The organism is Actinocorallia aurantiaca (genome assembly GCF_039533685.1).
GTDB classification, from domain to species: domain Bacteria; phylum Actinomycetota; class Actinomycetes; order Streptosporangiales; family Streptosporangiaceae; genus Actinocorallia; species Actinocorallia aurantiaca.
This window is the reverse complement of record NZ_BAAATZ010000001.1, coordinates 1-12708: the sequence shown is the minus strand read 5'-3', so window position 1 is coordinate 12708 and position 12708 is coordinate 1. Positions and strand designations below refer to the sequence as shown.

The following is a 12708-nucleotide window of genomic DNA, read 5'->3' as shown; positions in this document are numbered from 1 at the left end:
TGACCAGGACTTCTCACACCGAGCAGCTTAGTGGGGCGCACCATGATGTTTGACGGCACACCGACGATCATCGGACACCGGGGCTGTGGCACGGGTCCGGAGGAGAACACCCTGGAGTCCCTCCTGGGGGCCGTGGAGCTGGGCCTCTCCTGGGTCGAGGTCGACGTCCAGCGCACCGCCGACGACAGCCTGGTGGTGCGGCACGACTTCACGTCCGAGGACGGGTCCTTCCTCATCGACGGGCCGGGGGAGGGCCTGCTGCGGATCGAGGAGGTCTTCGAGGCGCTGCCCGAGCACGTCGGCGTCGACGTGGACGTCAAGACGGTGCTGGAGGACGCGCTGGACCCGCGCACCGGGCCCCTGCTGGAGGGGATCCTCAGGGCCGAGGCCCGGCGGCGCCCCCTGATGGTCACCTCGTTCGACCCGGCGCTGCTGCTGGCCCTGGCCGGGACCGGGATCCCGCGCGGCCTGCTCACCTGGCTCTGGTTCCCCATCGGCCACGCCGTCGCCACCGCGGCCGGCCTGGACCTGCAGGCCGTGGCCCTGCACACGGCCTCCTGCGACCCCAACCCCAAGCAGCGCCCGTTCGCCGACTGCGTCGACACCGCGCACAAGGCGGGCCTGGAGGTCATAGTCTGGTGCCCCAAGCCCGAGGACCTGCACAAGTACGCCGCCGCCGATGCCCTGATCGTCGACGACGTCCCGGCCACGCTCGCCGCACTGGAGGCGAAGGTGGCCGGGTCCGCCGCTACTTGAGGATCTGGCGGGCCATGACGACGCGCTGGATCTGGTTGGTGCCCTCGTAGATCTGGCAGATCTTGGCGTCGCGCATCATGCGCTCCACCGGGAAGTCCTGGGTGTAGCCGTAGCCGCCGAGGAGCTGGACGGCGTCGGTGGTGACGTCCATGGCGACGTCGGAGGCCAGGCACTTGCACGCGGAGGAGACGAAGGTCAGGTCCGGGACGGTCTCGCCGTGGAAGGCGCGCTCGGACTTGATCGCCGCGTGGTAGGTCAGCTGGCGGGCGCCCTCCAGGCGCATCGCCATGTCGGCGATCATGAACTGCACGCCCTGGAAGTCGCCGATCGGCTTGCCGAACTGCTTGCGCTCCTTGACGTAGCCGATGGCGTAGTCCAGGGCGCCCTGGGCGATGCCGAGGGCCTGGGCGGCGATGGTGATCCGGGTGTGGTCCAGGGTCGCCAGGGCGGTCTTGAAACCGGTGCCCTCGGCGCCGATGATCCGGTCGGCCGGGATCCGCACGTCCTCCAGGATGACCTGGCGGGTCGGGGAGCCCTTGATGCCGAGCTTGCGCTCCTTGGGACCGAAGGAGACGCCCGGGTCCGACTTCTCCACCACGAAAGCCGAGATTCCGCGGGCGCCCTTGCCGGGGTCGGTCACGGCCATCACGGTGTAGTACTCCGACACGCCCGCGTTGGTGATCCACATCTTGGCACCGTTGAGGACCCAGTGGTCGCCGTCGCGCACCGCGCGGGTCTTCATGCCCGCGGCGTCGGACCCGGCTTCGGCCTCCGACAGCGCGTAGGAGAACATGGCCTCACCACGTGCGACCGGCGCCAGGTACTTCTTCTTGAGTTCCTCGCCGCCGGAGAGCAGAACGGGTACGGTGCCGAGCTTGTTCACCGCGGGAATGAGCGAGGAGGAGGCGCAGGCGCGTGCCACCTCCTCGATCACGATCACGGTTGCCAGCGCATCGGCCCCGTTGCCTCCATAGGCTTCGGGGATGTGGACGGCGTGCAGGTCGTTGGCGACCAGCGCGTCAAGCGCCTCCTGCGGGAAGCGGGCGTTCTCGTCGACCTCGGCGGCATGCGGCGCGATCTTCGTCTCGGCGAGTTCGCGGATCGTCTGTCGGAGCAGTTCGTGCTCTTCGGACGGGGCGTAGGCGGGAAAGTCAGAGCTCATGGTAGGCATGCTACCCGCCAGTAGAATTTGAGGAGATTGCGGTGGTTCAACGGCTCACGGTCATCGGGACCGGATACCTCGGCGCTACCCACGCGGCGTGCATGGCCGAACTCGGTTTCGAAGTGCTCGGGCTCGACGTCCTTCCTGATCGTATCGAACGCCTGGCGGCCGGAGACCTTCCCTTCTACGAACCGGGCCTGCCCGAGGTGCTCCGGCGCAACCTCGAGAACGGCCGCCTGCGCTTCACCACCTCCTACAAGGAGATCGCGGAGTTCGGCGAGGTGCACTTCCTGTGCGTCGGCACCCCGCAGAAGCCCAACGAGTACGCCGCCGACGTCTCCTTCGTGGACTCGGCGATCACCTCGCTCGCGCCGCTGCTGACCCGCGGGTGCCTGGTCGTCGGCAAGTCGACGGTCCCGGTCGGCACCGCGTCCAGGGTCTCGGAGCTGCTGCGCCGGCTGGCCCCCTCGCCCGAGGTGGAGCTGGCCTGGAACCCCGAGTTCCTGCGCGAGGGCTACGCCGTCCAGGACACCCTGCGCCCCGACCGGCTGGTGGTCGGCGTGGAGTCGGAGAGGGCCGAGCGGATCATGCGCGAGGTCTACGCCCGGCAGCTCGCCGAAGGCGTCCCGCTGGTGGTCAGCGACTTCCCCACCGCGGAACTGGTCAAGGTCTCGGCGAACGCCTTCCTGGCCACGAAGATCTCCTTCATCAACGCCATGGCCGAGGTCTGCGAGGCCACCGGCGCCGACGTCACCAAACTGTCCCAGGCCCTGTCCTACGACGACCGGATCGGCGGCAAGTTCCTCGGCCCCGGCCTGGGCTTCGGCGGCGGCTGCCTGCCCAAGGACATCCGGGCGTTCATGGCCCGCGCCGGCGAGCTCGGCGTCGACCAGGCGCTGTCGTTCCTGCGCGAGGTGGACGCCATCAACATCCGCCGCCGGATCCGCATGGTCGACCTGGCCCGCCACCTGCTCGGCGGATCGTTCCGCGGCCGGAAGGTCTGCGTGCTGGGCGCGGCCTTCAAACCGAACTCCGACGACGTGCGGGACTCGCCCGCCCTCGACGTGGCCGCCGAGATCAGGCGCCAGGGCGGCGACGTGACCGTCTACGACCCGCAGGCCCTGGACAACGCCCGCAAGGCCCAGCCGGACCTCGGCTTCGGCGAGTCCGCCCTGGACGCGGCCACGGACGCCGAGGTCGTCCTGCTGCTCACCGAGTGGAAGGAGTTCCGCGAGCTCGACCCCGAGGTCCTGGGAGCCCGGGTGCGCGAGCGCAACATCGTGGACGGCCGCAACACCCTCGACCCCGAGCGCTGGCGCACGGCTAACTGGACGTACAAGGCCCTGGGCCGCCCCTGACGGGCGGCCCCGGCCGGGGCGGTCAGCGGTCCCTGGTGAGCCCGAGGCCGGGCGGGCTCGTCAGGAAGCCGAGCCCCCAGGAGATGTGCATCGTCGCGTAGACGAACGGCAGGAGGAGTTTGGCCTTCCACGGCAGCTCCTCGGAGGTCAGCAGCGTGCCGCCGACCGGGATGGCGAGGAAGTAGCCGACCGGCAGGATCCAGCCCGGCCAGAACCCGACCAGCCCCGCCAGGGTGCCCACCAGGATCCCGGCGACCGCCAGCGGCGGGGCCAGGTACCGAAGGTTCAGGGTGCCCTGGTGCTCGCGGCCGACCACCCGGCGCCAGCGGCCGGTGTAGAAGAACTGCTTGGCCAGCTGCTTGATGTTCGGCCGGGGCCGGTAGGTGACCCGCATGGCGGGGGTGAACCAGACCTTTCCGCCGCTCTGGCGGATCCGGTGGTTCATCTCCCAGTCCTGGGCCCGCACGAAGGTCTCGTCGTAGCCGCCGACCCGCTCCAGCGCGCTGCGCCGGAACGTGCCCAGGTAGACCGTCTCGACCTCGCCCGGCTCGCCTCCGGTGTGGAAACGGGCGTTGCCGACGCCGAACTTCGACGTCATCGCCCGTGCCACCGCCTTCTCGAACGGGGTGACGCCCTCGGCGGCCATGAGGCCGCCGACGTTGTCGGCCTCGTACCGGTCCATGGCCTCCACCGCGATCCGGATGTAGTCCGCGGGCAGCAGCGAGTGCCCGTCGACCCGGACGATGATGGAGTACTGCGACGCCTTGATCGCGATGTTCAGCCCGTTGGGGGTCCGCCCCGTCGGATTGCGCGTCAGGATGATTCGGGGATCGCGGGCCGCGAGGCGCCCGGCGATCTCGTCGGTGCGGTCCCTGGACGGCCCGAGCGAGAGCACGAGCTCCAGCTCCCCGGGGTAATCCTGCGCCATGATGTGGTTCACGGCGTCCTCGAGGTGGCGTTCCTCGTTGAGGACCGGCATGACGACGGATACGGCCGGCCAAGTGGTGCGCGGCTCGCCGTCAGCGTGGAGAGACTGATTCATGACGGCGCCACGGTAACGTATCCAGCCAGGTCCGCAGGCCACGATCGGAGGGTTTTCCGTCCGGCGGGGTGGAGCGAAGGGGGCTGGCATGGCCGGGGAAGACGACCCGATCGAGCAGTATTTCCGCCCTCGACCAGCCGGGGCGGAGGGTCCGGGAGGGCCGGTGGCCGACGACAGCGGCAGCTGGGACGCCGTCGCCCTCGACAGCGAACGCGCGCCGAAAGTGGTGGTCGAACCGTCGCGCGGACGCCGCAGGGCGGGCGGTCCGGGCGGTCCGGGCTCGGCCCGCGAGGCGGTGCGCCGCCGCCGCAACCTCATGGCCACCGCCGCGGCCTCGGCCGTGGTGCTGTTCGCCTCCGGCGCGGCCTGGGGCTTCCAGGAGTTCCTTCAGGGAAAGATCCAGACCGTCGACATCGACCTGGGCGAGGGCTCCGGTCCGAAGGGGTCGATGAACATCCTGCTCGCCGGCGTCGACAGGCGCGACGGCATGAGCACCGCCGACATCAAGCGCCTGCGCCTGGGCCGCGAGGCGGGCGCCCGCTCGGACACGATGATGCTGATGCACATCTCCGAGGACCACTCCAAGGTCACGGTGGTCAGCCTTCCGCGCGACACGCTGGTGAACATCCCCGCGCACAAGGACTCCGAGGGCAAGCGGGTCCCCATGCAGCAGGGGAAGCTCACCTGGGCCTACTCCTACGGCGGCCGGCAGCTGATGAAGGACACCATCGAGGACCACACCGGGCTGGTCGTCGACCACTACGTCGAGGTCAACTTCCTGGGCTTCCTCAAGGTCGTCGACGCCGTCGGCGGGGTCGACGTCTGCACCGAGCAGGCCATCGACGACCGCGCCAGCGGGCTGAAGCTCAGCCCCGGCACCCACCACGTGGACGGCGCCCAGGCCCTTGCCTTCGCCCGGGCCAGGCACGGCCTCGGCGAGGACATCGGGCGCATGCAGCGCCAGCAGGTGTTCCTGTCCTCCCTGCTGAAGCAGTCGCTGAGCAAGATCAAGGATCCGGTGCGGGGCACGAAGGTGCTCAACGCGATGCTCGAGTCGGTCCGGGTGGACGCCGGGCTGAAGAAGGACGCGCCCAAGCTGGCGGACCAGTTCAAGGACCTGTCGCTGGACGACGTGGAGTTCGCGAAGGTCCCCATCGCCAACCAGGCGGGCAGCGCGCTGATCGGCGGCGTCAACCAGTCCGTCGTGCTGTGGGACGAGTCCGAGGCCCGCAAGCTGTTCAAGAGGATCGACCGGGACGAGCCGCTGGCCGAGCCGAAGCCCACCGCGACGGCCACCGCCGCGAGCAAGCCGATCACCATCCCGCCGGAGCAGATCTCCGTCCAGGTGCGCAACGGAACCGGCGTCACCGGCGTGGCCAAGAAGGCCAGCGCCGGGCTGACCGCCGCCGGATTCCGCGCGTCCTGGCTCATGGGGGTGGTGCAGCGCCAGAACACCAAGCCGACGGTCATCCGCTACGGTCCGGCCCGCGCCGACTCCGTGCGGACCCTGGCCGCCTCGATCCCGTTCGCGAAACTGCAGAAGGTCGACGCCCTGGGCACCCGCATCGAGGTCGTCGTGGGCAGCGAGTGGGCCAAGCCCAAGGCCGTGAAGACGGCGGCCGAGCAGGCCGCCCCCGAGTACGAGACCAGGACGGCCGCACAGAACCTGTGCGGCTAGCGGCCGGCGGCCAGATGCTCGGCCACGACCAGGTCGAGCGGGGTGGTGACCTTGAGCAGCCGCTCGTCGCCCTCCACCACCCGGATCGGGACGTCGGGGAGGTAGCGGTGCACCACGCCGCAGTCGTCGGTGGCGACGAACTCCGGGTCGCGCAGCGCCAGCTCGTAGGCGGCGCGCAGGGTGCCCAGCCGGAATCCCTGCGGCGTCTGGAAGCGGGCGAGGCTCGGCCGGGGCGGCATGTCGCGGACCAGCCCGCCGGAGACCGCCACCACGGTGTCGGTGACGGGCAGCGCCACCGCGACGGACTCGTGGGTCTCCAGGGCGGCCAGGCAGCGGTCCAGCACGTCGTGTCCGACGAACGCGCGGGCGGCGTCGTGGAACAGGACCCGGGTGTCGCCGGGCTCGTCCCCCATCGCCTCCATCGCCTTGAGCGTGGAGGCGGTGCGGGTCTCGCCGCCCTCGACGACCTCGACCCTGCCGCCGTAGGGGGCGGCGAGCTTCTCGGCCGCCGCCACGTGGCCGGACGCCATGACGACGATGACCCGGTCCAGCCCGGCCGCCGTCGCGAAGGTCTCCACGGGATAGGCCAGCAGGGGCCGCCCGCCGACCTCGATCAGCTGCTTCGGCCTGCCCGCGCCGACCCGCAGGCCGAGCCCCCCGGCAAGGATCACACCGGCTGTTTTCACCTGGTACACCTCAGTTTCCCGCCCGTACACCCAGTAGGGTGAGGGCTTTGTGATCTGACCTGCTGTGTTGTGGAGGCCGCGGGTGACGTTCGTGGTGCTGGCCACCGAGCCAGACGACCCGACAGCCGAGCTCGCGTATGACGACCGGGTGACCGTGCTCGACCGGCTGCTGGCGCAGCTGGCGGCACACAACGTATCGGACGTGCGGATCGTCGCCCGGCCCGAGGCGGCACCGGTGCTGCGCAAGAACGGGCGCGAGGTGATCGAGTCGCCGGACCTGGCGACCGACCTCTTGGAGATCGGGAGGCTGGCACGGGCCGGGCGAGAGCTCTACCTCGCGCACGCGGACCTGGTGATCAGCGACGAGCTGCTCGTCCGGCTGCTGTACGACAAGACCACCACCGCGGTCACCGCCAGGCAGCCGGTGACGGGGAAGCGGCCCGCCGTCCGCATCGTCCGGCGGCGGGTGGTCTCGGCGGGCTCGCCCTTCCACCAGGTCACCGACCCCGACGGCGTCTTCCGCGGCGCGCTCAAGGTCACCGAGCCGGAACGGCTCGCCGACCTGTGCGACCGGCTGACCATGCTGGTGGACCTGCTGCCGCGGGTGGACGTCCCGGTCCGCAGGCTGGGCCGCCGCACCGCCGAGGGCCCCGAGGTCTTCGTCGACAACGACGCGCGCGACGAGTTCGACCGGCGCGTCGAACAGGACGCCGTGCTCGGCACCACCGCCCCGCGCGGGGACGACGCCGCCGGGCTCCTGCTGGTCGCCCTGGCCCGCTCCGGCACGCGGGTCGCCGCCCGCAACGTCGACGTCCTGGTCTGCGAGCGGGTGCTCGCCCCCGAGCAGGCGGACGCCGCCCGCCGGGCCGTCGAGGCGGTCGACGAGGACGCGGTCAGGCTCGCCGCGGCGGTGAAGTCCAACGACGGCTTCTTCACCACCTACTTCGTCAGCAGCTACTCCAAGTACCTCGCCCGCTGGGCGGCGCGGATGCGGCTCACCCCCAACATGGTGACCTGCATCTCGATGGCGATCGCCGCGATCGCCGCCCTGTGGTTCGCCGAGGGCACCCGGACGGGCCTGGTCACCGGCGGGATCCTGCTCTACTTCGCCTTCGTCTTCGACTGCGTGGACGGCCAGGTCGCCCGCTACACCCGCCAGTTCTCCACCCTGGGCGCCTGGCTGGACGCCACCTTCGACCGGGCCAAGGAGTACCTGGCCTACGCGGGGCTGGCCGTCGGCTACAGCGTGACGCACCCGGGCGACGTCTGGGGCCTGGCCTGCGCGGTGATCATCCTGCAGACCTGCCGGCACATGGTCGACTTCAGCTTCGCGGTCCACAAGGGCGCCGCGCCCCCGGCCCCGATCAAGGAGATCCCGCTGGACGTCCCCGACGACAGCCTGCTCGACCCGCCGGCCCGGGCCGCCGCCGCACGCAGGGGCGGCCTCGGCATGCTGGCCGTCCGGGCGAGCGCCGCGCTGGAGCGCGTCCCCGGCGCCCGCTGGGCGAAGAAGATCGTGATCCTTCCGATCGGCGAGCGGTTCGCGCTCATCGCCCTGACCGCCGCCTTCTTCGACGCCCGGGTCACCTTCCTGGCGCTGCTGGCCTGGGGCGGCCTGGCCGCCGCCTACACCCTGTCCGGACGGATCCTGAGGTCCCTCGCATGACCGTCGAAACCGACCCGCGCGCAGCGGCGCGCACCGCCCAGCAGCGCGCCTACCGCGACGACGGGATCCTCTCCCGCTCGCTGGGGGAGATGGCCGGCGGACGGCTCGGACCGCTGGCGCCGACCCTGATCGTCGGCGCGCTGACGGTCCTCGTACTGATTCTGGGCGCCTCCGGCGGCGACCTTCCGGCGCTGCTGGCGCCCGCCGTGCTGCTCACCCTGCTGGTCGGCCCGACCTCGACGCACCCGCACGACGGGAGGCTCGACTGGCTCGTACCCCCGGTGATCAGGGCCATCGAGTATGGTTACCTGGCCGTGCTCGGGTTCAGCCAGGGGGTTCCCCGCCCGCTGGTCTACACGCTGCTCGCAGTGCTGGTCTACCACCACTACGACACCGTCTACCGGACCCGCCAGGGACTGTGGCCGCCCGACTGGGTGTACCAGGCCGGACTCGGCTGGGACGGCAGGATGCTGATCACCGCGGGCGCCGCGATGATCGGGCTGGCCACCCCCGCCTACGCCGTCCTCGCCCTTTATCTGGGCGTGCTGTTCGGGTGGGAGAGTGTCCGCACCTGGCTGGAGAACGAACGCGGCGGTACAGGTACCGAAATTGATTTGGAAGAGGAGGCCGGCGCATGATCGGCATGATTCTGGCGGCGGGCGCGGGACGCCGGCTCCGCCCGTACACCGACACCCTGCCGAAGGCGCTGGTGCCGGTCGATGGTGAGACCACCATCATGGACATCGCGCTGAAGAACCTCGCCGAGGTCGGTCTCACCGAGATCGTCGTCGTCGTGGGCTACCGCGCGGAGGCGGTCGAGGAGCGCAAGGCGGCCCTCGAGGAGAAGTACGGCGTGAAGCTCACGCTGGTGCACAACGACAAGGCCGAGGAGTGGAACAACGCCTACTCCATGTGGCTGGCCCGCGAGCACTTCGCCAAGGGCGTCCTCATGGTGAACGGCGACACCGTCCACCCGGTCTCGGTCGAGCGGACGCTGCTGGCGGCCCAGAACCCCGACAAGGCCGACATCCTTCTGGCCGTCGACGACGTCAAGAAGCTCGCCGACGAGGAGATGAAGGTCATCCTCTCGCCCGAGGGCACCCTGCAGCGCATCACCAAGCTGATGGACCCCTCCGAGGCCGCCGGCGAGTACATCGGCGCGACCCTGCTGTCCCCGGCCGCCGCCGAGGCCCTCGCCGACGCGCTCAAGGCGACCTTCGAGAAGGACACCGACCTCTACTACGAGGACGGCTACCAGGAGTACGTCAACCGGGGCGGCACCATCGCCGTCGCCCCCATCGGCGACGTCTCCTGGGTGGAAGTCGACAACCACGACGACCTCGCGAAGGCCAGGGAGATCGCGTGCCGCTACTGACGCGGATGCTGACCGCGCCGCTGTCCATCGACGTGCGGCGCGGCGCCATCGCGTCCCTCGGGGAGCTGCTGGCCGACCGGCGGATCGCCACCGAGGGCCGCGTCGCGGTCGCGGTGGGGCCGGGGCAGGGCGACGTCATCGCCGAGCACATCCGGCCCACCCTCGCCGACTGCGAGGTCTTCCGGGTGCCGGGCGGAACGGTCGACGCGGCCGTCCAGCTCGGAAGCCAGCTGCGCGGCGGCTCCTACGAGGCGATCGTCGCGATCGGCGGCGGCAAGACCATCGACGCCACCAAGTACGCGGCGACCCTCGCGGGAATCCCGATGGTGTCGGTCGCCACGAACCTGTCGCACGACGGCATCTGCTCCCCGGTCGCCTCGCTGGAGCACGACAAGGGCAAGGGCTCCTTCGGGGTCGTCATGCCGATCGCGATGATCGTCGACCTGGACTACGTGCGGGCCGCCCCCGAGGGCCTGGTGCGCTCGGGCGTCGGCGACGTCGTCAGCAACCTGTCGGCCGTCGCCGACTGGGAGCTGGCGCACGCCGAGACGGGCGAGCCCATCGACCGGCTCGCCCTGACCGTCGCCCGGACCGCGGCCGAGGCACTGATCTACCAGCCCGCCTCGATCGAGTCCGACGCGTTCCTGACCGTGCTGGCCGAAGGGCTGGTGCTGTCGGGCATGGCCATGTCGTTCGCCGGCTCCTCCCAGCCGGCCAGCGGCGGCGACCACGAGATCCTGCACGCCGTCGACCGGCTGTTCCCCGGCACCGGCAACCACGGCGAGCTCGCCGGGATCGGCGCGCTGTTCTGCCACTTCCTGCGCACGGAGTACCTCGGCGAGGAGCCGCGCAGGGCGGAGGTCGTCGCCGAGTGCCTGACCCGCCACCGGCTGCCGCTGGTGCCCGGCGACGTCGGCCTCACCGCCGAGCAGTTCGCCGAGGCCGTCGCCTTCGCGCCGTCCACCCGGCCGGGCCGCTACACCGTCCTGGAGTACCTGAACCTGGACGAGGCGAAGATCCGGACCGCGGTCGGCAAGTACACACAGGAGTTCGGTAGCTGAGATGCCTCCCAGGAGCTACACCCTCAAGGAGATCCGCGAGAAGGGGCAGCCTCCGGGCCTGAAGGACCGCCGCAACGAGGAGCACTGGGCCGGACGGCTCTACGCCCGCTCGCTGTCGCCGTTCCTCACCTGGATCTCGCTGCGGATCGGGCTCTCGCCCAACCAGCTCACCTACCTGATGATCCTGTCCGGCATCGGGGCCGGGGTCGCCTTCGGCTTCGGCACCGGCCTGGTCAGCGCGATCGTCGGGGCGTTCCTCGTCCAGCTCTACCTGGTGCTGGACTGCACGGACGGAGAGGTCGCCCGGGTCACCGGACGCACCTCCATCACCGGCGTCTACCTGGACCGGCTGGGGCACTACTTCTCCGAGGTCGCCGTCGTCATCGGGCTCGGCTTCCGCGCGGAGAAGCAGTTCGACCTGCCGTGGGGGCAGGGCGGCTGGATCATGCTCGGCCTGCTCGGCGCGCTCGGCGTGGCACTGATCAAGGCGGAGACCGACAACGTCGTGGTGGCCCGGGCCAAGTCCGGGCTGCCCGCCGACCCGCCCGGGGGAGACCGCGCGCTGCGGCCCACCTCGCCCTGGCTGGCGCTGGCCCGCCAGGCGGCGTCGTTGCTGAAGTTCCACCGCATCATCGGCGCTGTCGAGCTGTCTTTGCTGATCCTCGTCGCCGCGGTGCTGGACCACCTGCTCAATCTTCCTTCGGTCGCGACCGAAAGTTTCGGGTGGTTCGCCTACACGAGCGACGGGACGCGGCCCCTCATCGAATCAGGCGGCTATTTCGGTTCGCCGGTCGAATGGACCGTGACCAGAGGGCTGCTGGTGGCGGTCGCGGCGGTCGCGGTGCTGCAGACGGTGCTGCACTTCGTGAGCGTCGTCGCATCGCGGCGTCTGAAGTAGAAGGATGGTGTGATGCTCTCCGTCGTGGTGCTGACCATGGGAAACCGTCCCGTCGAACTGGATCGGGCGCTGCGCAGCGCGTTGAACCAGAAGGACGTGGACGTCGAGGTCGTCATCGTCGGCAACGGCGTGCGCGGTGACTGGACGTCCCCCGTGGACGACTCCCGGATCAGGACGCTGTTGCTGCCCGAGAACATCGGCGTCCCGGCGGGACGCAACCGCGGGGTCCTGGAGACGAGCGGAGACATCGTCGTCTTCCTGGACGACGACGGCTACTACCCGTCGCTGGAACTCGGCAAGAGGCTCCAGTCGATGTTCGACGAGGATCCGACGCTCGGCATCGTCTCCTTCCAGATCAAGGACCCGGACGGAGGGCCCGGCCAGCGGCGCCACGTCCCCCGGCTGAGGGCGGGGGACCCGAACAGGTCCTCCGCCGTCACCACGTTCCTGGGCGGGGCGAGCGCCATGCGCCGTTCGGCCTTCGACGCGGGCGGGGGACTGCCGGAGAACTTCTTCTTCGCGCACGAGGAGACGGACCTGGCGTGGCAGGCGATGAACGCCGGCTACCGCATCGTCTACGACGCCGAATCGGTGATGTGCCACCCGCCGACGCTGGCGACCAGGCACGCGGCGTTCTACCGGTACAACGCCCGCAACCGGGTGTGGCTGGCCAAGCGGAACCTGCCGTGGCCGATCGCGCTGACCTACCTCGCGGTCTGGGTGGCGCTCACGATCCTGAGGGAGCGCAGGCCGTCCGCCCTGAAGCCCTGGTTCAAGGGTTTCGTGGAGGGATGCCGCAACGACGCGGGGCCGCGTCGGCCCATCAGCTGGCACACGGCCTGGCGGATGACCCGCACCGGTCGCCCGCCGATCATCTGAGAAAAATCTTGTGGTTTTGGTTGACTCCCCTCGGGGCAGGAGGTAAGTTTCTCTCTTGTGCCCGACCGGGGCGCGGGACGCTGGGCGGTCTGAGACCGCGGCGGCCGGCCGGCGGGTAAAAAGCCAGGAAAATGAAGGTGCGCTACT

12 protein-coding genes are annotated in these 12708 nt (G+C 70.5%); 9 read left to right on the top strand and 3 right to left on the bottom strand.

All coding sequences use genetic code 11. From position 1 onward, the window contains the following. Positions 1-42 precede the first annotated feature (42 nt). Positions 43-756, top strand: a complete 714-nt coding sequence (locus tag ABD327_RS00060; protein ID WP_344447935.1) for a glycerophosphodiester phosphodiesterase — start codon at positions 43-45, stop codon at positions 754-756. Here ABD327_RS00060 and ABD327_RS00055 read toward each other — a convergent pair. Further along, the gene (locus ABD327_RS00055; RefSeq protein ID WP_344447934.1) at positions 749-1918 is read right to left on the bottom strand and encodes an acyl-CoA dehydrogenase; all 1170 of its coding nucleotides are present in this window, start codon (positions 1916-1918) and stop codon (positions 749-751) included. The genes ABD327_RS00060 and ABD327_RS00055 overlap by 8 nt on opposite strands. A gap of 41 nt (positions 1919-1959) precedes the next feature. Between ABD327_RS00055 and ABD327_RS00050 the strand changes: the two genes are divergently transcribed. Beyond that, positions 1960-3276, top strand: a complete 1317-nt coding sequence (locus ABD327_RS00050) for a UDP-glucose dehydrogenase family protein (protein WP_344447933.1) — start codon at positions 1960-1962, stop codon at positions 3274-3276. A gap of 22 nt (positions 3277-3298) precedes the next feature. On the opposite strand, the gene ABD327_RS00045 is transcribed toward ABD327_RS00050, so the two are convergent. Further along, the gene (locus tag ABD327_RS00045) at positions 3299-4318 is read right to left on the bottom strand and encodes a glycosyltransferase family 2 protein (protein WP_344447931.1); all 1020 of its coding nucleotides are present in this window, start codon (positions 4316-4318) and stop codon (positions 3299-3301) included. Between the two features lie 163 nt (positions 4319-4481). Between ABD327_RS00045 and ABD327_RS00040 the strand changes: the two genes are divergently transcribed. Then, the gene (locus ABD327_RS00040) at positions 4482-5996 is read left to right on the top strand and encodes an LCP family protein (protein ID WP_344447930.1); all 1515 of its coding nucleotides are present in this window, start codon (positions 4482-4484) and stop codon (positions 5994-5996) included. Here the strand turns inward: ABD327_RS00040 and ispD are convergent. Further along, positions 5993-6682, bottom strand: coding sequence for a 2-C-methyl-D-erythritol 4-phosphate cytidylyltransferase (gene ispD, locus ABD327_RS00035; RefSeq protein WP_344447929.1), 690 nt, complete (start codon positions 6680-6682; stop codon positions 5993-5995). The genes ABD327_RS00040 and ispD overlap by 4 nt on opposite strands. A gap of 82 nt (positions 6683-6764) precedes the next feature. Here ispD and ABD327_RS00030 point away from each other — a divergent pair, with 82 nt between their 5' ends. Genes ABD327_RS00030 through ABD327_RS00005 form a run of 6 tightly spaced genes read left to right on the top strand, consistent with a single transcriptional unit; the run spans position 6765 to position 12561 of the window. Next, positions 6765-8348, top strand: coding sequence for a CDP-alcohol phosphatidyltransferase family protein (locus ABD327_RS00030; RefSeq protein WP_344447927.1), 1584 nt, complete (start codon positions 6765-6767; stop codon positions 8346-8348). After that, positions 8345-8986, top strand: a complete 642-nt coding sequence (locus ABD327_RS00025) for a DUF5941 domain-containing protein (protein WP_344447925.1) — start codon at positions 8345-8347, stop codon at positions 8984-8986. The genes ABD327_RS00030 and ABD327_RS00025 overlap by 4 nt, the downstream gene beginning before the upstream one ends. Next, positions 8983-9723 (top strand): phosphocholine cytidylyltransferase family protein, encoded by a 741-nt coding sequence (locus tag ABD327_RS00020; RefSeq protein ID WP_344447924.1) that lies wholly within the window; start codon positions 8983-8985, stop codon positions 9721-9723. Before ABD327_RS00025 ends, ABD327_RS00020 begins: the two co-directional genes overlap by 4 nt. A gap of 5 nt (positions 9724-9728) precedes the next feature. Beyond that, positions 9729-10784 carry an iron-containing alcohol dehydrogenase family protein gene (locus ABD327_RS00015; RefSeq protein ID WP_344448070.1) on the top strand — a complete coding sequence of 352 codons (1056 nt, stop codon included), beginning with the start codon at positions 9729-9731 and terminating at the stop codon, positions 10782-10784. Position 10785: 1 nt separating this feature from the next. Continuing rightward, the gene (locus tag ABD327_RS00010) at positions 10786-11682 is read left to right on the top strand and encodes a CDP-alcohol phosphatidyltransferase family protein (protein WP_344447923.1); all 897 of its coding nucleotides are present in this window, start codon (positions 10786-10788) and stop codon (positions 11680-11682) included. A 12-nt stretch (positions 11683-11694) separates the two neighbouring features. Continuing rightward, positions 11695-12561: a glycosyltransferase family 2 protein gene (locus ABD327_RS00005; RefSeq protein ID WP_344447922.1), complete on the top strand. Its 867-nt coding sequence runs from the start codon at positions 11695-11697 to the stop codon at positions 12559-12561. The last annotated feature ends 147 nt before the right edge of the window (positions 12562-12708 follow it).

Bases quoted from the DNA above. Each gene is read 5' to 3' on its own strand.
- ABD327_RS00010 (WP_344447923.1), top strand. From the start codon at position 10,786: ATGCCTCCCAGGAGCTACACCCTCAAGGAGATCCGCGAGAAGGGGCAG.
- ABD327_RS00045 (WP_344447931.1), bottom strand. From the start codon at position 4,318: ATGAATCAGTCTCTCCACGCTGACGGCGAGCCGCGCACCACTTGGCCG.
- ABD327_RS00005 (WP_344447922.1), top strand. From the start codon at position 11,695: ATGCTCTCCGTCGTGGTGCTGACCATGGGAAACCGTCCCGTCGAACTG.
- ABD327_RS00025 (WP_344447925.1), top strand. From the start codon at position 8,345: ATGACCGTCGAAACCGACCCGCGCGCAGCGGCGCGCACCGCCCAGCAG.
- ABD327_RS00020 (WP_344447924.1), top strand. From the start codon at position 8,983: ATGATCGGCATGATTCTGGCGGCGGGCGCGGGACGCCGGCTCCGCCCG.
- ABD327_RS00015 (WP_344448070.1), top strand. From the start codon at position 9,729: ATGCTGACCGCGCCGCTGTCCATCGACGTGCGGCGCGGCGCCATCGCG.
- ABD327_RS00055 (WP_344447934.1), bottom strand. From the start codon at position 1,918: ATGAGCTCTGACTTTCCCGCCTACGCCCCGTCCGAAGAGCACGAACTG.
- ABD327_RS00060 (WP_344447935.1), top strand. From the start codon at position 43: ATGATGTTTGACGGCACACCGACGATCATCGGACACCGGGGCTGTGGC.